The organism is Niveispirillum sp. GW835-FHT14G11, from assembly GCF_058793615.1.
In genome coordinates, this window is sequence record NZ_JBXAFZ010000010.1 from 19,510 (window position 1) to 40,203 (window position 20,694).

Genomic DNA, 20,694 nt, shown 5'->3' on the forward strand with positions numbered 1-20,694 from the left:
CGGCATGACGAGGTAGCGACATGACCGCTTTCCGACCCCTGACGGCCGATCCCGTCTACAGGACCGATGCCCTGATCGCGCAGGATATAGACACCTACCTTGAAACGCACCGTCACAAGACGATGCTGCGCTTCATCACCTGCGGATCGGTCGATGACGGCAAATCGACGCTGATCGGTCGCTTGCTCTATGACAGCAAGATGATCTTCGAGGATCAGTTGGCCGCCCTGGAGGCGGACAGCCGGCGTGTCGGCACCCAGGGGCAGGAGATCGACTTCGCGCTGCTGGTCGACGGCCTGGCGGCGGAGCGCGAGCAGGGCATCACCATCGACGTCGCCTATCGTTTCTTCGCGACCGAAAAGCGCAAATTCATCGTGGCCGACACGCCGGGGCACGAACAATATACGCGCAACATGGTGACCGGCGCGTCCACGGCCGATCTTGCCATCATCCTGATCGATGCGCGCAAGGGCGTGCTGACGCAGACCCGCCGTCACTCCTATCTGGCGCATCTGATCGGCATCAAGAACATCGTGCTGGCCGTGAACAAGATGGATCTGGTCGGGTACAGTCAGCCGGTATTCGATGCCATCGTGAAGGATTACGCTGCCTTCGCGCACACGATCGGCATCCATGACTTCTTGGCCCTGCCGATTTCCGGCTTCAAGGGCGACAATATCACCACACCCAGCGCGAACACGCCCTGGTATCAAGGTCCCTCCCTGATGCAGCATCTGGAAGCGGTGGAGATCGACGCGACCGCCGACGCGCGCAAGCCGTTCCGCATGGCCGTTCAATGGGTCAACCGCCCCAACCTGGATTTCCGTGGCTTCTCCGGCCTGATCGGTACCGGGTCGGTCCGGCCCGGCGACGCCATCCGCATCCTGCCGTCGGGCAAGACATCGACGGTCCGGCGCATCGTCACGCTGGACGGCGATCTCGATCAGGCCGTGGCCGGGCAGTCTGTCACCCTGACATTGGCCGACGAGGTCGATTGTTCGCGCGGCGACGTCATCGCTGCCGCCGACAGCCCGCCCCAGGTTGCTGACCAGTTCGAGGTGAGGATCGTCTGGATGGACGAGGCGGAGATGCTGCCCGGCCGTCCCTACTGGCTGAAGATTGGTACCCAGACAGTCACCGCGACGATCCAGCATCCCAAATATCAGGTCAATGTTAACACGATGGAACACCTGGCGGCGAAAACGCTGGATCTCAACGCCATCGGCGTCGCCAATCTATCGACCGACCGGCCGATCCCGTTCGATGCCTATGCCGACAGCCGCGACCTGGGCGGCCTCATCCTGATCGACAAGATGACCAACGCCACGGTGGCGGCGGGCATGCTGCATTTCGCGCTGCGCCGGGCCGACAATGTACATTGGCAGGCCCTGGACGTGACGCGCGAGCATCATGCCGCCATCAAGAACCAGAAGCCCGCCGTGCTGTGGCTCACCGGCCTGTCGGGGGCCGGGAAATCGACCATCGCCAATCTGGTGGAACGGAAGCTGGCGCGGATGAACCGCCACACCTTCCTGCTGGATGGCGACAATGTGCGCCATGGGCTGAACCGCGACCTGGGCTTCACCAATGCCGACCGGGTGGAGAATATCCGCCGCGTGGGCGAGGTGGCGAAGCTGATGACCGATGCCGGCCTAATCGTCATCACCGCCTTCATCTCGCCGTTCCGGTCCGAACGCGACATGGTTCGCCAGATGATGCAGCCCGGTGAATTCATCGAGGTTCATATCGACACAGCCCTGGCGGACGCCGAAGCGCGTGACGTCAAGGGCCTTTACGCCAAGGCGCGCGCCGGCAAGCTGAAGAACTTCACCGGCATCGACAGCCCCTATGAACCACCGGTCGACCCCGAAGTGCGCATCGACACCAGTGTGATGACCGCCGAGCAGGCCGCCGACGCCATCATTGCCCGCCTGATCCCGTGAGCACAGACCCCATGACCAACGCAAATACCATGACCGACGCCGAACTCGCAGCACATCTGGCCGAAACGGCCGGGCGCATCCTGCTGGAGGTCCGCGCATCAGGGCTGTTCGATCCAAAGGCGCTGGGCAAGGCTGGCGACCAGACGGCCAACCAGTTCCTGGTCCATGCCATCCGGGCGGCCCGCCCCGATGACGGCCTACTGTCGGAGGAGGAGAAGGACAATCCCGAACGGCTGCACAAATCCCGCGTCTGGATCATCGATCCCGTCGATGGTACCCGCGAATATGGGGAGGTGCGGCCCGACTGGGCGGTGCATGTCGCCCTGGCCATCGACGGCGCACCCTTGATCGGCGCCGTTGCCCTGCCCGGCCTTGACGGTGGCATGGTCCTGCGCTCCGACCGCACCGTCAGTGTCCCAACAGCGCCGGAAAGGCTGCGGATGGTCGTCTCCCGCACCCGGCCGGCGAAGGAAGCCGTAGCGGTGGCGGAAATGCTGGGGGCAGAACTGGTGCCGATGGGCTCGGCCGGCGCAAAAGCCATGGCGGTGATCCTCGGCCAGGCCGACATCTACCTGCATTCCGGCGGCCAGTATGAGTGGGACAGTTGTGCCCCCGCCGCCGTGGCGCGCGCCCACGGACTGCATATCTCACGCATTGACGGGTCGCCGCTGGTCTATAACCAGCGCGACACCTATATGCCCGACCTGCTGATCTGCCGGCCCTGTCACGCGCCATCCGTGCGCGCAGCCCTGGATGCGGTCAACTCCGGGGCCTGAACCGTGTGGAGTGCTGCCATACCCCCGGATGGGAGTGTGGCAGCACCCCGATGACCTTACAGCTTCACCACGCGGCAGGTCGGCACGGGATGGGCCTCCGCCTCGATCCAACGCCAGAGCGCGGTGCCGCTGCGATGACCGGCCAGGTCAATCCAGTTGCCGAAGCCCGGATCGACATCGGCGCAGACCAGAACGACGCGGCCATCCGCCTCGTACCGCGCCTTCGATCCGTTGATCCAGATCCTCTGGTTCACATGGTCGAGCGATTCCATCCACCAATTATCAAGCTGGAAATTCCAGAACCGGCATTTCGGCGGTGTGGCCTCCAGAACCAGCGCCTCGCCGGGCTGGAGGTCATAATAAAGGTGCCCGTACCAGATCTTCGGGTCGCCACCGGCCCGCCAGAAAATTGACTGGTCGGCCTCATAGAAACGGTTGGGCGTGGCCTTGAACCATTCCGACCAGTTGGCGAAGGTGTTGGCGGTACCGCGCACCCAGGCCGCTACCCCGCTTAACTGCGCCTCGATCTTTTCCGGGGTCAGCAGGGCCGGCACCTTAGGCTCCCCCACCCGCTCAATCCGGATATCGGCCGGCACCTGCGTGGCCTTGTCGTCAAAGGTCTGACGGATGATCAGCAGCGTCGTATCGTCCGCCATGGGCAGCCAATTGCCGGGCTTGGGCTCCCGGCTGACCAGGATCTCGAACCCGCCATCGGCGTCGAATACCATGTCAGAAAACTCGATCTCCCCGGTTGAGGCCATGGTGCCGTCGATGGCGTAACGGTTGGCCTTGCTGCCGATGCTGAGATAGGGAACGGTGCCGCGCGTGCCCCGGATACGATAATCCCGGTCGCCCCTGACCACGACCTGTTGATACAGATTGTCCGGATTGTCGGCCCCGATCTTGATCGTGTCGTCGGTCAGCAGGAAGATGCGGGGGAAATCAGGGTCGGATGAATCCACCAGCATGTTCAGTGCCGTGCGAGTCAGACGGCTGAGATAACGCACGCCTTCCGCCTGATCCAGCGGGTTGGTCGGCGCCTGCTCGCGCAGAAGCACCTCCCCCGCCTCTGCCAGACGCTCGCAGAAACTGCGCCATGTCTGGGCCAGACGCACGTCGCCGGCATTACCGGCGGACATATCCTCGCTCACGTCCCGCTCCCCCCGCCTTTTATGCCTCCCCGGATCACGGGGCCATCCATTCCCCGCCATTCACATCCAGCACCGCACCCGTCACCATCTTCGTGTAATCCGATACGAACATCAGGACAGTGCGGCCACACTCCTCCTCTGGCGGGATCACGCGCAGGGGAATGTTCTGCGCGACACCGGCGGCAATGGCCTCCACCGTTGTTCCGGCGTGTTGCGCCATCTCCTTCAGGGCGTTGCGCACCGGCGCTCCCCACAACCACCCCATCCGCGTGGCATTGACCCGGATATTGTAGGGGCCGAGTTCAGCCGCCAGTTGGCGCGAAGCCGTCACCAGCGCGCCCTTCGACACCGCATAGGAGAGCGAGCCACCGGGCAGATGCTTCTGCGCCTGCATCGTGGCGATATTCACAATCGCCCCGCCACCCTGCGCCTTCATCTGCGGTGCCACCGCCTGTGCCATCCGTACGGCGCCCAGGCAGGTGACGTCGATGACCTGGGCCCATTTCTCCACATCCGTGGTTTCCAGCGACCCCATCTCCCCGCCGGCATAGGCGCTGTTGACCAGACCATCGATCCGACCGAACGCATCAATGGTCGCCGCTACCAGCCGCGTGCAGTGACCGGCATCGCTGACATCGGTCTGCACGGCGATGGCCTGCCCGCCCGACGCCGTGATGTCCGACACCACCGCGTCAAGGAAGTCCTTGTTGCGCGCTGCCAGCGCCACCTTGGCGCCCTCCGCCGAAGCGATCCTGGCCATGGCCTGTCCCATGCCCGGCCCGACGCCGGTGATGACGACGACCTTATCCTTGAGCAGCATTGTTTCCTCCGTGAGAACCCGCCGCCGGCCCGAAATGGCGCGTCAGGCCACCTGCAACTGGGCGATTTCCTCGGCGCTGAGCTTGACGCCGATGGCCTTGACACTTTCAGTCAGTTGCTCCGGCCGGCTGGCCCCGATGATGGGGATGGTCTGCAATGGCTGGTCGATCAGATAGGCCAAGACAATCTCGTTGATGCTGACGCCATGCTTGACCGCCAGGGCCTGTGCCACGGCCAGCCGTGCCCGGTTTGTGTCATTGACGTAGAATGCCTTGAGATGATCGGGCAACGCCTCTTCCCCGTCGGCATCGACCTTGGTGAAGAAGCCCCGGCTCTGACCGCAATAGGGGATCATGGTCAGCCCGGCCTGGTGGGCGGCGGCCATGCCATCCTCGTAATACAGCACATAGCCCTGAGCGGCGGCAGCTTCGGCGTTGGGCTTGCCCAGGCCCCAGAAGGGCTGTACTGCCGCGAACCCAGGGTGCCCGACCGACTTCGCATAGGCCTGGGCTTCCAACACCCGGTCCGCCGACCAGTTCGACGCACCGAAATAGCGGATGCGGCCGGCCCTCTGATGTGCAATCAGGCTGTCGATCAACTCACCCACCGGGACGGCCGGATTGTCAGCATGCAGCCAGTAGAGATCGATCTGGTCCACGCCCAGATGATCCAGGCTCTCATTCAGATCCTTGGTCACGTCAGCGGGATTGGCCCGGTTGCGCCAATCACCGGCGCGGTAATCCATCTGCCCGCCCTTGGTAGCGATGACAATCTTGCTGCGGTCCTGGGTCTTCAGCCAGGCGCCAATGGCCCGCTCGCTGGCACCGGCGGGGGCGTCCGGTATCCAATCACCATAGGAGCGGGCGGTATCAAAGAAATTGCCGCCCAGCGCCACGAACCGGTCGAGCAGGGCGGAAGATCGCGCCTGATCCAGGGCCGTGCCCATCATGTTGGTGCCATAGCAGAGCGGGCTGACCTGCAGCGTGGTATTGTTGAGAACGATCTTCTCAAGCATGGATCTGTCCTTCCTGATGCGCGGACGGCGTTATGGGCCGACGCGGTTCATTGCGCCGACGCGGCGATGATATCCTTGATGGGCGTGGCGGCATCCCGCAGCCGCTGTGGGTCGATCGACATCCCGTCAGCCACCAGCTTCTTGCCCTGTACGTAATCCTTCATGCAGTTGACGCAATCGATGGCGATCACCCTGCCCTGTTTCAGATAGATCATGGAGAAGCTGCGTGTCGCCGGATCGCCACGCAGGATGCATTCGTCATGGCCGACCGACAGGCCGACGGTCTGCAGATGCAGGTCATATTGATGGGACCAGAACCAGGGCACGGACCGGTATTCGATATCGCCGCCCATGATGTCCTTGGCCGCGACAATCGCCTGATCGGTGGCATTCTGGACGGATTCCAGTCTGATCCAGGCACCGTCCGCAAAGGCGTTCCGGTGCGATGCGCAATCCCCGATGGCATGAATGTCGGGCAGGCTCGTCCGGCATCGCGCATCCACTGCAACACCGTTCCCGCCCTCCGCCCCCGCCGTCAGCAAGGGTTCAACAGCGGGGATGATCCCGATCCCGACAATCACCATGTCGGCTTGCATCACCTCGCCATTGGCAAGACGGATGCCCACAACATGGCCGTCCTTGCCCTCAATGCCGGTCACCTGGACATTATGACGGATCTCGACGCCCTGGGCCCGGTGCTCAGTCTCATAGAAGCGGGACAAGGGCTCACCGGCGACACGCGCCAGAACCCGGTCCAGGGCTTCCAGCACGGTGACCTTCTTGCCCAACTTGCGGAGCACGGCGGCCGCCTCCAGCCCGATATAGCCGCCCCCCACGATGGCCACACGCTCCGTCGCCGCCAGCGCCGACATGATGTGGTCGACATCCGCGCGGGTCCGCACGGTATGTACGCCGCTCAGGTCATGGCCGTCGCAAGTCAGGTGGCGCGGCGCACCCCCCGTGGCCCAGATCAGCCGGCCATACTCAAGCACCGAACCGTCACTAAACGTCACGGCATGTGCCGTGGCATCCACTGCCACAACCCTGCGTCCCAATCGCAGCTCGACCCCTCGCTCCTGCCAGAAATGCCGAGGCCTGATCAGCAGCCTGTCAAAGCCCTTATCCCCCGACAGATATTCCTTCGACAAGGGCGGACGTTCATAGGGGGGCTCCAGCTCATCGCCGATGATGGTGATGCGCCCCTGGAACTGCGCCTGCCGCAAGGAAATCGCCGCTTGCGCGCCGGCATGGCCGCCGCCCACGATCACCACATCCATCTGGTCGACCCCGTCCTCATCCATCCCCCAAACCGGCACAGCACCCGATGCATGGCGACGGATCAATCCTCGGGCGCCAGGGTGACACGCAGGCCTTCAACCTTGTCGGTGATGCTGATCTGGCACGACAGCCGCGACTGCGCCGTCTTGTGGGCGGAGCCTTCTAGCAGGTCACTCTCCGATTCCGTCACCGGCGTCACCGTCGCGGCAAAGGCGTCATCCACATAGACATGACAAGTGGAACAGGAACAGCAGCCGCCGCACAGCGCCAGCATCTCGTCGACGCCCGCGTCCCGGATCGCTTCCATGACCGTTGTGCCGACCTGCCCCTCGATCTTGATCTCATCCCCGGCACGGGTCACCACCGACATCGTTACCACAGCTTCCATCCCTTGATTTTCCTCCCCGGCGCCGTGTATCAGCCCAGGTTATTGCCGCCGGGTGCATGTGCCCCTTTTCGCGCAGGGTACCTACCGCCCAATCCACATGCAATACGATATTCGAATGATATGGACGTAAAGTTCTTCAATATGCGTAGATACGCCGACATTATTCAACGCTTCATGCCATAATCCGCCTTTCTGGCATGCCCTGCCCGCAGCCAGCACAACCACAACCTCCGGCGAGGCGGTCCGCGCGCAACATCGGCAGGCGCGCATAGCAGGGGTCGTCCGGGCCGGCTGCCCCCCTTCCCACGCCCGTCGTCCCGAAATCGTCGCCCGGCGCCACGACGCGATCTTCCGACCAGTCCAGGATGAAGGAACGATGTGTGAAGCGCCAAACGCCAGCCCGCCGCGCGTACCGGTCGATATAACGGCCATGGGCGGTGAACTCGCGGGGTGCCGTCCTGGGTCAGATGCCATGCCCTGGCGCCGATCTCACCCTCCGCCAGCTCGCCGTCGATGAGATGCAGCATGTTACCGACTGAATGCGCGGTTGCCCGCCAAGTCGCCATCATCGACGGCAGCCAGGCGACATAGCCATCCGCCAATCCGTGATAGAACGGGCTGTGATCATCGATCGTATCGTCGTGATAGAGGCTGCGCATCAAAGCATAGTCGCGACTGTCGATGCCTGCTATGTCGCCGATCTGGTCCGGCTGAGCCCGGCGGGACGCATGCGCGTCCTGGCGCAGTACGAGGCGCTGCGGGAGGATATCCACCTGATCGCCGAACAGGATCGCGCCGCCCGGCACGACCATTACGACTGGAGCGCCATTTTCATGCTGGTCCGCCCGCTGGACATGGAGGATGTGACCCGCGACCTGGGATAGGGGCCAGCCGCCTTGCCCGGCCTCAAAACGCTGCTTCCACGCCAGCATTCTGCTGCTGAAAGCTGACAACAGCCCGCAGCGCCTCGCCGGATTTCATCAGCGCGAAGCCCTTGTTCACATCGGCCATGGGCAGGCGGTGGGTCACCAGATCATCCAGATTGAGCCGCCCCTCGACATATAGGTCGAGCCATTGGGGAAGCTGGCTGCGCGGCTTCACATTGCCCATGAAGGAGCCCTTGATCATGCGGCCGAGTTGCAGGTTGAACGGCAGGATGCGCATCTCCTCACCTTCCGGCGGCACACCCAGCACTGTGCAGCAGCCCCAGCCGACATGGGTGCAATCCATCGCCTGACGCATCACGCCGGCATGCCCGACGCATTCGAAGCTGTGGTCGACACCGCCATTGGTCAGGGTACGGATGCGCGCGACCGCATCCTCCTCATTCGGATTGACGAAGTCGGTCAGACCGAAACGGCGCCCCTGCGCGTCACGGTCGGGGTTCAGGTCCACGCCAATGATGCGCGAAGCACCTGCCAGACGCGCCCCCTGCACGACATTCAGGCCGATCCCGCCCAGCCCGAATACGGCGACCGCGTCCCCCTTCCCGACATGGGCGGTGTGGATCGCCGCCCCGACGCCCGTCGCCACCGCACAGCCCAGCGTGCAGGCAAGGTGAAAGGGCACGTCCTTGCGGATGGCCACGACATTGCTCTGCTTCATCACCACGAAACGGGCCAGCGTGCCCACCCCGGCATAGGATGACACCGGCTGGCCGTTCAGGGAGAAGCGGGAGGCTGGCCGGCCCAGTTCCGCCAGGAAGGTCTCGCACAAATTGGTCCGCCCCGACCGGCAATGGCCGCAGGTGCCGCATTCACCGATGGCCAGCGGGATCACATGATCGCCGATACCGACATTGGTGACATGCTTGCCGCATTCCCGGACGATCCCCGCCCCCTCGTGCCCCGCCACGATGGGAAAGGGGAAATGGGCCGTCTGGCCTTCAAGCTGGCTGAGGTCGGTGTGGCACAGCCCGCTGGCCATGATCTCCACCAGCACCTCGTCATCGGCCGGTGGCCGGAGGTCGAGCATCTCCAGCCGCAACGGTTCACCCGGCGCGTGACAGACCATAGCCTCGACCTTCAGCATCCTCCGCCCTCCTTCATCGCGGTGCCGGGATGCACGCACCCGTGCCCCCGCCCGCCTGTCATTCCCAATAGGTGATCGAGCCGGCATGGGCACGGGTGGCAAAGGGCCGGGGATCGCGCCCGCGCCATTGCGCGTTCAGCACTTCCACGCTGACCATGCCGTCATATCCTCTGGCCCGGAACAGGCTGGCAAAACGGGCGACGTCGAGCACCCCGTCACCGGGAAAGGTGCGGCGGGACATCATTTCCATATGAAGATCCCCCGTCACCGCCGGCAGCGCGTCGCAGAATTCAAGATAGGCGATGGCGTCCAGCGGTACCGTCTCCAGCGCCTGCCAATCATCCGGTCCATGCGCGTGGTGCCAGATATCGATCATGGCACCAGCCTGCGCCACCCCGACATGGCGCACCATCTCCAGCGTCTCCGCCAGGGACGACAGCGGCAGGGTGGGCAGATACTCGATGGCGATACGGATACCGGTCCCACGCGTGGCGGCACAGGCCGTCTCGATGGCCGCCAGACGTGCCGATCCCCGCGGGGCCGCGACATTCACCTGGATGAAAGGTGCGCCCAGGGTTTGCGCCGCCCGCACGGCCTGCGCCAAATCGGGGCCGGGGTCACCCTCGGCGTCCAGAAGGGCGGCAGCGGCGATGAAGCCGCACCCGACCCCCGCATCGCGCATGCGCCGCGCCAGATCATTCAGACTGTTGCCGCCGGCCTCCCAGGCTTCAAGCGAAAACCGATCCGGCGCAAACAGGGTGAAACCCGCCGCCGCCGACGCGTCGATCCAGGCCGGCAGATCGGCCCTACCCCCGAACCAGGGGGAGCCGTTGAAACCGTTGAGACAAAGAGAAACCATCGGCATGCCGTCCCGCGTCACGCACCGATCTCCTCGATATCGTCGGGACCGAAATAGGCCCGCAGGCTGGTGATCAGGCCCCCATCGTCGAAGGTGCAGACGTCCAGGGACCGAATACGGGTCCGCTTACCGCCTGGCGGGGTGAACTCGACCTCGAACACCACAGCCGCCTCCGCCGCATAGGAGCCCCGGATGGGCGCCACGGGGGTGATGCGCGCGCCATAGGCCACACCATTTGTAAACAGCGCTTCCATCTCCGCCCTGTTCTTGACGGGCGTGCCAATCGGGTCCTCCATCCACGCATCCGGGGCGAACAAGGCCATCAGCCCATCGACATCGTCGGCATTGGTCCGGTCGATATAGGCCTGCAGCGCCGCCTTCATCACGGATTGGTCGGGCATCATCGGGTTCTCCCTAACGCAAAACAGGCATGGAGCGGTGAACGATGCTGCAACCAATGCGCCGACCCGACCTCGGCGAGCAAGGTCAGATTTTCGCAAAATGCGTAATATATTCTGGATAATGCAGCGATTATCTAAATTGATACACCACAGAATCTCCACTTATGAGGAAAACTGGGATCGCATCCGGCGTCCGCCGCACCGCGCCGGCTGTTGCGATGGACGTCATGGCAATCCGCATATAATTTTGCAATATGCGACGAACAACGCTTTTCATAAAGCGCATTCATTGGTATCATGCGTAATTATCATAGCGTTTATCATTGCAAATGGAGATTCCAGTGGGCGAGTCCAGTTTTGATCCGTTCGCCGTTTATGATCGGGAGATCCTGGTCGCGTCGGACCCGGTCGACATCGGCGCGCCCGCGTCTGTGGTCTGGAATATCCTGACCGACATGCCGCGCTATGGTGAATGGAACCCGTTCTGTGTCAACGCCGTATCGACGCTGGAAATGGGCGCGCCGGTCCGAATGACGTTGGTCGATTATGTCAATCCGGGCCAGTTGCTGACCATTACCGAATATATCTGCGCTTTCGAGCCGGAACGGCTGCTGTCCTGGGAACAGCTCTATGATCCTGCCTGGCCCTATACCGCGCGTCGCGATCAGGTGATTACCCCACTTGGGCCTGACAGATGCCGTTACCTGTCCACCGATGCCTTCACCGGGGAGAATGGCATCCATGTCATGCGCTTTGCCGGCCCATGGGTCCGCCGCGCTTTCAACGACACCGCCCGCGCGCTGAAGACACGGGCGGAGACAATGTACAGGGCTCGCGCCGCATGATCCCAGGTTGACACCACCGGCGGGATCAACGCTCCAGGCTCTGCATCATCTCAATCGAAACCGACATAAAAACATTGGGAGGACAAGATGATCATGCAGATGACAAAATCACCGGCGAAGTTTGGTCCACTGGCCGCGCTTCTCGTCTTGGCGGCTTCGTTGGCCACCCTGTCTGTCAGCCAGGCATCCTGGCAGCAGAAGATGGACAATCTCCTCCAGCCGCCCGCAACCCAAAATCGGGGCGATAGCATGCCGGCCTTCGGAATGAAGCCTGTTCCCCAACTGTTCGATGAGTTGTCGCGACGCCGCTGACCCCGGACCTCCCTCAAAAGCATGATGGTGATCACCCCGTCATGGCTAACGCCATGACGGGGTGATGAAGCTTTCCTTATCCGCTGAACAGTTCCGATAGCGGCGGCGACGTATTGGGGTCCCAGGCATGCCGGGGACCGATGCTGAGACCGCCATCCACCACCAGATGTGTGCCGGTGACGAACCCCGCTTCGGGCGCCGCCAGATAGAGGGCAGCCTGCGCGATGTCATCGGGCATGCCGGCCCGCTGGATGGGCTGGACGGTCGCGCTCGCATCAGCCACGCGCGCGGCCATCTGATCGGCCACGTTTCGTTCAAGGCCGATCGACGCCCCAAAGATTGATGTCGCGATCATGCCAGGGCAGATGGCGTTGACCCGGATACCTTTGCCGGCCAGTTGCACTGCCGCCGCCCGGCTGAGTTGCAAAAGCCCCGCCTTGGCCGTGGTATAAGTAACGGGACCCCATCCCGGTTGCAGCGCCGCCACGGAGGCGATGTTGATGATCGAACCGCCGCCACCGGCTGCCATCACCGGTTCGGCATGCTTGATGCCCAGCATGGGCCCACGCAGCAGCACCGCGAAGTTCCAGTCCCAGCGGTCGGCATCGATATCCGCGAAGGTCACCATCATGTCGCAGATGCCGGCGTTGTTGACCAGCACGTCCAGCCGGCCGAATGCCGAAACGGCCTTCTGAACCGCCGCCGCGATCTCCGTCTCCTTTGTGACGTCGCAGTGAGCATAGGTGAGGCGTCCGGGAAAACGCGCCTCCAGTCGCGCGCCCTTCTCATCCTGGATGTCGGTGGCGACAACACGGGCGCCCTGATCCAGGAACAGTTCCGTGATGGCCAGCCCAATGCCCGACGCGGCGCCGGTGACCAGGGCGACCTTGCCCTCCAAACGACCAGTCATCTTGTTCATCCCCATGATTTGAATTCAGAAGGCATCCGGGCGCATCAGCGCGTCGGTACCACCATCGTTGAAGATCACCTGCCCCAGCAGGTAGTGCCCTTCCAGGTCCAGCAGGAAGGTGATCAGCTCCGCGATCTCCTCCGGCTTGGCATAGCCACTGACGGCCATCGGGTTCGCCATGGCGATCAGCTTCACCATCTCCGGGTCGACCAGCAGCGGCGCCGTCATCGGTGTCTCCACCACGCCCGGAGCAACACCGTTCAGCAGGATGCCCGACCCTGCCCATTCCGGGCGCACGGCGGCACGGCGCAGCCACAACGACAACGCGCGCTTGGATGTGGAATAGGACAGTTCCGGCCGCGCCGTGATCTCTGCCAGGGCCGTCGCCTCGTCCTGGGCAAGGCAGGCGTCCACCGTAGCGGCATCGAACGGCAGCAGGGCAGCGGTGGAACAGATGGCAACGGCACGTGGCCGGCGGCCCCGCGCCAACAGAGGCCGCAAGCCGTCCAGTGTGCCCACCGCCCCGAAATAATTGAGCGCCAGCGTGTCGGCCGGCCGGTCGGGACGGGATATCCCCGCCCCCGCCACCACACCGTCCAGACCAGCGGGCGCCATCTCACCGGCAAGCGCCACCATTCTGGCGCGGCCCTCGACCGTGGACAGGTCGACCTGGATCTCCGCGTCGCGCAGATCGACACCGATCACACGGTGACCCGCCATTTCCAGCCGCTGCCTGGTGGCGAGGCCGATTCCCGATGCCGATCCCGTGACGAGAATGTTGCGGACCATACCTTGCTCCTTCCCTGTTCCATTGTCGATCAGGGCAGAGCCAGAGTCTGAAGCCTCCCACTGCCATGAATCGTTCGCATGTGACGATTTTTATGATGACGATATGTCGATATGCGTTGTTGAAGAATGTTATCATAACGCATGTTGACTTTGTGAGTGAATACTTACAAAATCGGCCGGTCGACATTGCCGGAGAGCGAGCGACGCATGGGAGGTCAAGGCCATGAGACGGCGCGCATCCGCACTGGATCGCCTCCGTAACTCATTGCCGAAGCCGCCGCTTCACACCCCGTGTGGGGCGGTTTGGGCGCCATATTAGCGATGCCCGGCCCGTGCACGAACATCTCCGGCCTGTCAAACATCAAGGCAACGTGGGGTCAAGCCCGCGAACGAAGTGCCGAAAAGGGGGGAAACAATGGTGAAGCGTGATCGTCGGGTCCTGGCGTTACTGATGTCCAGCGCGGCTTCTCTGATGCCCGGCGCCGTCCTGGCCCAGGCCGCGCAATCAAGTGCCGATATGCTGGTGCTGGAAGAAATCGTGGTGACGGCCAACCGCCGCGCCGAGAATATCCAAGCCGTGCCGACGGCCATCACGGCGATCGGCGGTGCCGCACTGCGCGAACAGAATATCGCCTCCCCGCAGGACCTGCTGGGCAAGGTGCCGGCTGTGATGATTACAGCCAACGGCACGACGCGCAACGCCGAAACCATCATCATCCGCGGCCAGGGGCAGACCTATCTGGCCCCCGTCGGCGTGGTGACCTATTTCGCCGAAGTGCCGCTGATCCAGGGTTCAGTCATCTCCAACCAGGGCGGCCCCGGCACCTTCTTCGACCTGCAATCACTGGAAGTGCTGCGCGGGCCGCAGGGCACGCTGTTCGGCAAGAACACCACGGGTGGTGCCGTCCTGCTGGGTCCGGCCAAGCCCAAGGACAAGTTCGAAGGCCATGTCCAGGCGCAATTTGGCAATTACAACGACCGGGAATTCGACGGCGTGCTCAACGTGCCGTTCGATGAAACGCTGGCCGTGCGCCTGGCGTTCAAGACGGTGGACCGCGACGGCTTCACCAAGGATGTGGGCCCCGGTCCGTTCGGGTATGTGCTGACCGACAAGGGACCCTCCGCCGGATTTGCCGGCGAGGAGTATGACGACAAGCATTATGACACGGCGCGGATCGGTATCCTGTGGAAGCCGACCGACAATTTCGAGAATTATCTGGTCGGCTATTATTCCAAGAGCCATGACAATGGCAGCGGCCTCACCTTCACCAGCATGCGTAACGGCACCAACCTGACGACGCTGGCCGGCAATCTGTTCTATCGCCAGCAGACCGATCCGCTGTACGGTTCCTTCGATCCGACCATCGCCCAGTCGATCCTTGCCTGGCAGAAGACGCTGGGACCGCGTGAAACCGCACTCAATACCGACCTCTTCTCCAAGCTGGAAGTCTACAGCGTCACCAACACGCTCAGCGTCGATCTGACCGATCAACTGACCTTCCGGGGCATCGTCGGCTATCAGCGGATGAAGCATCGCTATGCCTGGGACCTGGACGGCTCCATCCTGGCGCTCAGTTCGCAAATCCCGGCCACCGTCCCCGCCGGCTCGCCCGGCCTGTACGGCATGGCCGGCGACGCCACTTCTTTCACCGACCTCAGCCAGATCAGCGTCGAACCGCAGATCCAGGGCAACTTCCTGGATGGCAAGCTGATCGGCGTCGTCGGAGCCTTCTATTCCAATGTGCAGCCGGAAGGTCCGCAGGCTCAGGGCAGCTTCAATTTCGGCACCCCCGGTGTCGTGCTGTTCGATGTGGAAACCAGAAGCAAGGCGCTATACGGCCAGACCGACCTGGACCTGGGCGCCGTCTCGCCCGGCCTGGACGGGCTGAAGCTGACGACCGGCCTGCGCCGGACCTGGGACGAATATGACGCCAACCGCTACGGCCCGACCTATTTCAACATCCCCACGGCGAGCGCGTCCGACAAGAACAGTGCCACCACCTGGAATGTCGGCCTGAATTACCCGGTCACCGATGGCAGCCTGGTGTTCGGCAAGATCTCGCGCGGATACAAGGCCGGCGGTTTCAATCCGGTTGGCGTGCGCCAGGAAGGCCTGACCTATGGCCCGGAACGCGTCACCAACTATGAAATCGGCTCCAAGAACGATTTCAACATCGGCGACGCGGCCGCCCGCCTCAACATCGCAGCCTATCACCTGAATTATGACGGCATCCAGCGGGCCGGCGCCGACAACGCCTTCAATAATTTCCAGAACCCGGCGGGCCTGGACCAGGGCGCCCGCACGTTCAATGCCGGTACGGCGCGCATCCGGGGCATCGAAGTGGAAGCATCCATCGTCCCGGTTGACGGCCTTGAACTGTCGGGCAGCTACGCGCTGGCCGATGGCAAGTACAAGACCTTCCTGATCGATGTACCACCCGATCCGCTGGTGACGACGAAGGATACCTGCACCGGGATCAAGCCCATCCCGTCGCCCTATATTCCCGGCGCGCAGGCCATCAAGGCCGATCTGTCCTGCATCCCCTTCCCGTTCCTGCCGAAGAACCAGTTCAGCCTGAACGCGCGCTATGAGCATCCGCTGCCGGGCAATGCCGGATCGCTGGTGGGCGTGGCCGGCTATTCCTGGGTCGACCGGCAGTACTCGACCTCGGTTTCCACGGAAGTGGGCGAACCCGACGCCTGGCTGGACAGCTATGGTGTGCTGAACCTCTCGGTCGAATGGCAGGATTTCATGGGCTACCCGATCGATCTGCGGGCCTTCGCCACCAACCTGACCGACAAGACCTACCGCATCAGCAATTCCAACCTGACCGATACGTCCTTCGGGTCGTCCTCCAGCACCTATGGCGAGCCGCGCATGTACGGCCTGTCGGTCCGCTACCGCTTCGGCGACTAACCGTTACCGGGGGCGCCCCGGCGATGGCGGCGCCCCCCCTTACAGGATTTGACCCATGTCCAAGGAAGAAGAACTGTTCGGCGGCGGCGTCGCCGTCATCACGGGCGCCGGGGCCGGCATCGGGTCCGGCATCGCCCGGCGCGTCGGTGCGCTGGGCATGCATGTGGTGGTCACCGATGTGTCGGGCGACCGGGCCGAGGCCACGGCATCGTCCATCCGTGCCGCCGGCGGCACGGCAGAGGCGCTGGTGCTGGACGTATCGAAGCCGGCCGAACTGGACGGCGTCGCCACCGATATCTTCGCCCGGCATGGGGCCGTGCGCCTGCTGGTCAACAATGCCGGCATCGAAACCATCGGATATGTCTGGGAAATCCCGGCGGACCGCTGGGAAGCCACGCTGAACATCAATATCCATGGCGTCGTCCATGGTGTGCGGGCTTTCGTGCCGCATATGCTGAAGGCCGGACAGCAGGCCTATATCGCCAATCTGGCCTCGGTCGGGTCCTTCGGCATCATGCCAACCCAGACCGCCTACATCATGAGCAAACACGCCATCCAGTCGTTCAGCGAGTGTCTGTATCTGGAAATGCAGTTGGCCAAGGCCCCCATCCAGGTCAGTTCCGTCCTTCCCGGCATGCTGAAGACCAGCATTTTCGACGTCGAGGCCGGCAAGGGCGAACCCGCTGCCGCCGCCCGTCACCGCGCCGTGATGCGCGAGATGATGGCAACCTATGGCATGGATCTGGACGAGGGTTGCCGCCGCATCGTCGAACAAATCGCGCAAGGGCGCTTCTGGGTCTCCACCCACCCCGACATGACCGCCGACATGATCGCCGGCCGCGTCGATTTCCTGAGCCGTCAGGCCGACCCGGCGCTCAACGAACAGACAAGACAGCTTCTGGACGCCTGACCGCATCAACCGTGTCGGGCCGCAGGGAAACAGGGGCCGGCACGGACCGGCCAGGAGAGGATGAATGGCAACCCAGGTGACCAACGCTCCGACGACGGACCGCACCCTGCCCATAAATGACCATGCTGGACTGCGTCAGGCGCTGGAACAGGCGAACCTGCCCACACTCTTGATGGTCTATGTCCAGTATACGCATGATGCGGCCATGTTGGACCGGTTCCAGCCCTTCATCCAGTCACCCTATACGCCCGAGCCCGTGGCCCCGCCGCCGGAACTGGCGGCGGAACTGCGGGAAAAGCTGTTTGACCTGCTGACACAGGTGCCGGCCCCGGTCGAACGTCCCCTGCCCCGCGACCTGATGCGCCGCATGATGAGCGTCAATGTCGCCGAGCCGGTGGACGAGGAATTCGTGCCCATGCTGCTCGACCAGATGGGGTTCGACATCCCGGCCCCGCGCCTGGACCAGCCCGGCCGCAAGCGTCCCGCCGGCTTCAAGGTGCTGGTCATCGGTGCCGGCATGACCGGCATCCTGGCCGGGATCAAGCTGGCCGAGGCCGGTTACGACCATGTCATCATCGAAAAGAACCCCGATGTCGGCGGCACCTGGTACGAGAATCTCTATCCCGGCGTGGGCGTCGACACGCCCAGCCATTTCTATTCCTTCTCGTTCGAACTGAACCCAGAATGGAACCATTACCACCCCAAGGGTCACGACATGCAGGCCTACCTGCTGCGCGTGGCCGACAAATATGGCATCCGCGATCGCACAATCTTCAACACCAGGGTCGTGTCCTGCCATTATGACGAGCAGGCCGGTCTCTGGCGCGTCACCACCCGTCACCAGGACGGGACGGAGACCGTGATCGACGCCAATGCCGTGATCAATGCGCACGGGCCGCTAAACCGCTGGCAGATGCCGAACATTCCGGGCCTGGACAGTTTCGCCGGTCCCGCCATGCACACGGCCGCCTGGGACAATGGCGTCGATCTGACAGGCAAGAAGGTGGTGATGATCGGCACCGGTGCCAGCGGGCACCAGTTGGCCCCCGCCATCGCCCCCATCGTGGATCACCTGACCATCTTCCAGCGTTCCCGCCACTGGGTGATCCGCAACCCGGAAATCGGCAGGGCGGTGGACGAGGGCATGAAATTCGCCCTGCGCCACATCCCGCATTTCGGGGAATGGTTCCGCTTCCGCGTCTTCTGGTTCGCGGGCGACGGCCTGTTCATCAATGTGCTGAAGGACCCGACCTGGCAAGACGACATGTCGGTGTCGGCCCATAACCAGACCATGCGCCAGTTCGCGCAGTACCAGCTTCAGACAGCACTCGCCAACCGGCCGGACCTTTATGAAAAGCTGCTGCCCGACCATCCCATCTTCTCCAAGCGCATCCTGCTGGACGATGGCTGGCTGGACGCCATTCAGCGCGACAATGTGACGGTGGAGACCCGTCATATCGACCATGTGGAGCCCGACGGTGTCGTGCTGACCGACGGCACGCGGGTGCCGGCCGATGTGCTGGCGCTGGCCACCGGCTTCAACGTATCGAAGATGCTGGGAACCCTGTCGGTCGTCGGCCGTGACGGGGCGGACCTGGGCGCTATCTGGGGGGAGGAGGACCCGCGCTCCTACCTGGGCGTGACGGTGCCGGGCTTCCCCAACTTTTTCTATACGGTCGGCCCCAACAGCGCGCCCAACCACGCCGCAGGCCAGAACCTGATCTCCGAAACCCAGATCCATTACATCATCGAATGCCTGGACGCGGTGGTCGCCGCCGGTGCCAAGGCCATTGAGCCGACGGTGGAGGCGTTCGAGGAATTCAACACCCGCATCGACAAGCGCATGCAGGAGATGATCTGGACCCATCCCAAGGCCAACAGCTACTACAACAATTCCAAGGGCCGCATCTTCCTGTCCTGGCCCTACCGGCTGGTCGATTACTGGGCGGTCACAAGACAACCCGACCTGACGCATTTCAACCTGCTTCGGTGAGAGCCTCCCCTCGCCGGTCTGGGCGGGCCGGTGGTGACATCGGCATCGCCGGCCCGCCCTTCTTTATAACAGCCGCCTCCCAGCCGTGAGAGTTTCCACATTGTCCATTCCCTCCTCCCCCACCGCCCTGTCCGGTATCCGTGTCCTGGACCTCAGCCGCGTGCTGGCCGGTCCCTGGTCGTCGCAGATCCTGGGCGACCTGGGGGCCGAGGTGATCAAGGTTGAACAGCCCGGAAAGGGTGACGACACCCGCTCCTGGGGTCCGCCCTATCTGGATACCGGGTCGGGCGATCCCGATCCGTTCAGCGCCTATTATCTGGCCTGCAACCGCAACAAGCGTTCGGTCGCCATCGATATCGCCAACCCGGAAGGAGCGGCCCTGATCCGGCAATTGGCACGGCATTGCGACGTGGTGCTGGAGAATTTCAAGGTCGGCGGGCTGGCCCGCTATGGGTTGGATTACGAAAGCCTGCGGGCGGAAAATCCGCGTCTTGTCTATTGCTCCATCACCGGCTTCGGTCAGACGGGTCCTTATGCCCCGCGGGGCGGCTATGATTTCCTGATCCAGGGGATGAGCGGGCTGATGAGCGTGACGGGACAGCCCGACGGCACCCCCGGCGCCGAACCGCTGAAGGTGGGCGTGCCCGTGTCGGACCTGTTCACCGGGCTTTATGCCACCATCTCCATCCTGGCAGCCCTGCGCCACCGTGACCAGACCGGCCAGGGGCAGCATATCGACCTTGCCCTGCTGGACACGCAGGTATCGCTGCTGGCCAATCAGGCGATGAACTGGCTGGTCGGCGGGCAGGTGCCACGGCGCCTTGGCAATGGCCATCCCAATGTCGTGCCCTATCGCTGTTTTGCGGCGGCGGACGGCCATATCATCGTCGCGGTTGGCAATGACGGGCAGTTCCGCAATCTCTGCCGCCTGCTGGGCCGGCAGGATCTGCTGGACGATCCACGCTTCGCCACCAATGCCGGTCGCCAGACCAACCGCAGGGAACTGGAGGCCACGCTGGCCGACAGCATCAAGGTCTGGCCATCGGCGGACCTGATCGACAGGCTGGCCGAGGCCGGCGTGCCCGGCGGCCCCATCAACCGCGTCAATCAGGTCTTTGGCGACCCCCAGATCGAAGCGCGCGGGTTGGTGCGCCGCATCGATCTGGATGATGGCACCAGCGTTCCGATGGTGGGCTTTCCCGCGAAGCTTTCCGAAACCCCCGCCAGCTATCGCCACCCCCCGCCCCGGCTGGGCGGACAGACCGGGTCGGTGCTGCACGACATCCTGGGGATGGATACCGGGACGGTCGATGATTTGACCCGACGCGGGATCATACAGACACACGGCGCGTGAGAG

The 20,694-nt window shown here is 63.5% G+C and carries 20 protein-coding genes; 9 read left to right on the forward strand and 11 right to left on the reverse strand.

Annotated features, from left to right (window positions below; translation table 11 throughout):
- The first annotated feature begins 20 nt into the window (after window positions 1–20).
- Together cysN and AC1Q7F_RS18655 are read left to right on the forward strand one after the other, a co-directional pair.
- Window positions 21–1,943: a sulfate adenylyltransferase subunit CysN gene (gene cysN / locus AC1Q7F_RS18650; RefSeq protein WP_492509588.1), complete on the forward strand. Its 1,923-nt coding sequence runs from the start codon at window positions 21–23 to the stop codon at window positions 1,941–1,943.
- Between the two features lie 11 nt (window positions 1,944–1,954).
- Window positions 1,955–2,719 (forward strand): 3'(2'),5'-bisphosphate nucleotidase CysQ, encoded by a 765-nt coding sequence (locus tag AC1Q7F_RS18655; protein WP_492509590.1) that lies wholly within the window; start codon window positions 1,955–1,957, stop codon window positions 2,717–2,719.
- 56 nt (window positions 2,720–2,775) lie between these two features.
- Here AC1Q7F_RS18655 and AC1Q7F_RS18660 read toward each other — a convergent pair whose 3' ends face one another.
- The 6 genes from AC1Q7F_RS18660 to AC1Q7F_RS18685 all read right to left on the reverse strand — a co-directional run bounded on the left by AC1Q7F_RS18660 (window position 2,776) and on the right by AC1Q7F_RS18685 (window position 8,029).
- Window positions 2,776–3,870, reverse strand: a complete 1,095-nt coding sequence (locus AC1Q7F_RS18660; RefSeq protein ID WP_492509592.1) for a DUF1214 domain-containing protein — start codon at window positions 3,868–3,870, stop codon at window positions 2,776–2,778.
- A gap of 34 nt (window positions 3,871–3,904) precedes the next feature.
- Window positions 3,905–4,690, reverse strand: a complete 786-nt coding sequence (locus tag AC1Q7F_RS18665; protein WP_492509594.1) for an SDR family oxidoreductase — start codon at window positions 4,688–4,690, stop codon at window positions 3,905–3,907.
- Window positions 4,691–4,732: 42 nt separating this feature from the next.
- Window positions 4,733–5,704: an aldo/keto reductase gene (locus tag AC1Q7F_RS18670; protein WP_492509595.1), complete on the reverse strand. Its 972-nt coding sequence runs from the start codon at window positions 5,702–5,704 to the stop codon at window positions 4,733–4,735.
- 47 nt (window positions 5,705–5,751) lie between these two features.
- A complete protein-coding gene (locus AC1Q7F_RS18675) occupies window positions 5,752–7,047 on the reverse strand; it encodes an NAD(P)/FAD-dependent oxidoreductase (protein ID WP_492509597.1) in 1,296 nt (431 codons plus the stop codon).
- A complete protein-coding gene (locus AC1Q7F_RS18680) occupies window positions 7,044–7,370 on the reverse strand; it encodes a 2Fe-2S iron-sulfur cluster-binding protein (RefSeq protein WP_492509599.1) in 327 nt (108 codons plus the stop codon). Before AC1Q7F_RS18680 ends, AC1Q7F_RS18675 begins: the two co-directional genes overlap by 4 nt.
- 164 nt (window positions 7,371–7,534) lie before the next feature.
- Window positions 7,535–8,029, reverse strand: coding sequence for a nuclear transport factor 2 family protein (locus AC1Q7F_RS18685; RefSeq protein WP_492509601.1), 495 nt, complete (start codon window positions 8,027–8,029; stop codon window positions 7,535–7,537).
- On the opposite strand from AC1Q7F_RS18685, the gene AC1Q7F_RS18690 reads away from it, so the two are divergent.
- Window positions 7,991–8,254 (forward strand): hypothetical protein, encoded by a 264-nt coding sequence (locus AC1Q7F_RS18690; RefSeq protein ID WP_492510050.1) that lies wholly within the window; start codon window positions 7,991–7,993, stop codon window positions 8,252–8,254. The genes AC1Q7F_RS18685 and AC1Q7F_RS18690 overlap by 39 nt on opposite strands.
- Window positions 8,255–8,276: 22 nt before the next feature.
- On the opposite strand, the gene AC1Q7F_RS18695 is transcribed toward AC1Q7F_RS18690, so the two are convergent.
- From AC1Q7F_RS18695 to AC1Q7F_RS18705, 3 genes are read right to left on the reverse strand one after another with little or no spacing between them, the layout of a single operon-like run.
- Entirely contained in the window at window positions 8,277–9,401 is a 1,125-nt protein-coding gene (locus AC1Q7F_RS18695; protein ID WP_492509603.1) for a zinc-binding dehydrogenase, read from the reverse strand.
- A 58-nt stretch (window positions 9,402–9,459) separates the two neighbouring features.
- Window positions 9,460–10,281, reverse strand: coding sequence for a sugar phosphate isomerase/epimerase family protein (locus AC1Q7F_RS18700; RefSeq protein WP_492509605.1), 822 nt, complete (start codon window positions 10,279–10,281; stop codon window positions 9,460–9,462).
- Window positions 10,278–10,661, reverse strand: a complete 384-nt coding sequence (locus AC1Q7F_RS18705) for a nuclear transport factor 2 family protein (protein WP_492509607.1) — start codon at window positions 10,659–10,661, stop codon at window positions 10,278–10,280. The genes AC1Q7F_RS18700 and AC1Q7F_RS18705 overlap by 4 nt, the downstream gene beginning before the upstream one ends.
- A gap of 341 nt (window positions 10,662–11,002) precedes the next feature.
- Here AC1Q7F_RS18705 and AC1Q7F_RS18710 point away from each other — a divergent pair, with 341 nt between their 5' ends.
- Window positions 11,003–11,506 (forward strand): SRPBCC domain-containing protein, encoded by a 504-nt coding sequence (locus tag AC1Q7F_RS18710; RefSeq protein WP_492509609.1) that lies wholly within the window; start codon window positions 11,003–11,005, stop codon window positions 11,504–11,506.
- Window positions 11,507–11,593: 87 nt separating this feature from the next.
- On the forward strand, window positions 11,594–11,818 hold the full coding sequence (locus tag AC1Q7F_RS18715; RefSeq protein ID WP_492509611.1) for a hypothetical protein: 225 nt from the start codon (window positions 11,594–11,596) through the stop codon (window positions 11,816–11,818).
- 76 nt (window positions 11,819–11,894) lie between these two features.
- On the opposite strand, the gene AC1Q7F_RS18720 is transcribed toward AC1Q7F_RS18715, so the two are convergent.
- A complete protein-coding gene (locus tag AC1Q7F_RS18720) occupies window positions 11,895–12,728 on the reverse strand; it encodes an SDR family NAD(P)-dependent oxidoreductase (RefSeq protein ID WP_492509613.1) in 834 nt (277 codons plus the stop codon).
- Window positions 12,729–12,752: 24 nt separating this feature from the next.
- Window positions 12,753–13,517 carry an SDR family oxidoreductase gene (locus tag AC1Q7F_RS18725; protein WP_492509615.1) on the reverse strand — a complete coding sequence of 255 codons (765 nt, stop codon included), beginning with the start codon at window positions 13,515–13,517 and terminating at the stop codon, window positions 12,753–12,755.
- Window positions 13,518–13,935: 418 nt separating this feature from the next.
- Between AC1Q7F_RS18725 and AC1Q7F_RS18730 the strand changes: the two genes are divergently transcribed.
- The 4 genes from AC1Q7F_RS18730 (at window position 13,936) to AC1Q7F_RS18745 (ending at window position 20,691) form a co-directional block, all read left to right on the forward strand.
- The gene (locus tag AC1Q7F_RS18730) at window positions 13,936–16,434 is read left to right on the forward strand and encodes a TonB-dependent receptor (protein ID WP_492509617.1); all 2,499 of its coding nucleotides are present in this window, start codon (window positions 13,936–13,938) and stop codon (window positions 16,432–16,434) included.
- 55 nt (window positions 16,435–16,489) lie between these two features.
- A complete protein-coding gene (locus tag AC1Q7F_RS18735) occupies window positions 16,490–17,344 on the forward strand; it encodes an SDR family NAD(P)-dependent oxidoreductase (RefSeq protein ID WP_492509619.1) in 855 nt (284 codons plus the stop codon).
- 64 nt (window positions 17,345–17,408) lie between these two features.
- Window positions 17,409–19,337: a flavin-containing monooxygenase gene (locus tag AC1Q7F_RS18740; protein ID WP_492509621.1), complete on the forward strand. Its 1,929-nt coding sequence runs from the start codon at window positions 17,409–17,411 to the stop codon at window positions 19,335–19,337.
- Between the two features lie 100 nt (window positions 19,338–19,437).
- A complete protein-coding gene (locus AC1Q7F_RS18745; protein ID WP_492509623.1) occupies window positions 19,438–20,691 on the forward strand; it encodes a CaiB/BaiF CoA transferase family protein in 1,254 nt (417 codons plus the stop codon).
- The last annotated feature ends 3 nt before the right edge of the window (window positions 20,692–20,694 follow it).

Coding starts and splice junctions, on each gene's coding strand:
- cysN (WP_492509588.1), top strand. CDS start 21: ATGACCGCTTTCCGACCCCTGACGGCCGATCCCGTCTACAGGACCGAT.
- AC1Q7F_RS18655 (WP_492509590.1), top strand. CDS start 1,955: ATGACCAACGCAAATACCATGACCGACGCCGAACTCGCAGCACATCTG.
- AC1Q7F_RS18665 (WP_492509594.1), bottom strand. CDS start 4,690: ATGCTGCTCAAGGATAAGGTCGTCGTCATCACCGGCGTCGGGCCGGGC.
- AC1Q7F_RS18670 (WP_492509595.1), bottom strand. CDS start 5,704: ATGCTTGAGAAGATCGTTCTCAACAATACCACGCTGCAGGTCAGCCCG.
- AC1Q7F_RS18680 (WP_492509599.1), bottom strand. CDS start 7,370: ATGGAAGCTGTGGTAACGATGTCGGTGGTGACCCGTGCCGGGGATGAG.
- AC1Q7F_RS18685 (WP_492509601.1), bottom strand. CDS start 8,029: ATGCGCAGCCTCTATCACGACGATACGATCGATGATCACAGCCCGTTC.
- AC1Q7F_RS18695 (WP_492509603.1), bottom strand. CDS start 9,401: ATGCTGAAGGTCGAGGCTATGGTCTGTCACGCGCCGGGTGAACCGTTG.
- AC1Q7F_RS18705 (WP_492509607.1), bottom strand. CDS start 10,661: ATGCCCGACCAATCCGTGATGAAGGCGGCGCTGCAGGCCTATATCGAC.
- AC1Q7F_RS18715 (WP_492509611.1), top strand. CDS start 11,594: ATGATCATGCAGATGACAAAATCACCGGCGAAGTTTGGTCCACTGGCC.
- AC1Q7F_RS18720 (WP_492509613.1), bottom strand. CDS start 12,728: ATGACTGGTCGTTTGGAGGGCAAGGTCGCCCTGGTCACCGGCGCCGCG.
- AC1Q7F_RS18725 (WP_492509615.1), bottom strand. CDS start 13,517: ATGGTCCGCAACATTCTCGTCACGGGATCGGCATCGGGAATCGGCCTC.
- AC1Q7F_RS18735 (WP_492509619.1), top strand. CDS start 16,490: ATGTCCAAGGAAGAAGAACTGTTCGGCGGCGGCGTCGCCGTCATCACG.
- AC1Q7F_RS18740 (WP_492509621.1), top strand. CDS start 17,409: ATGGCAACCCAGGTGACCAACGCTCCGACGACGGACCGCACCCTGCCC.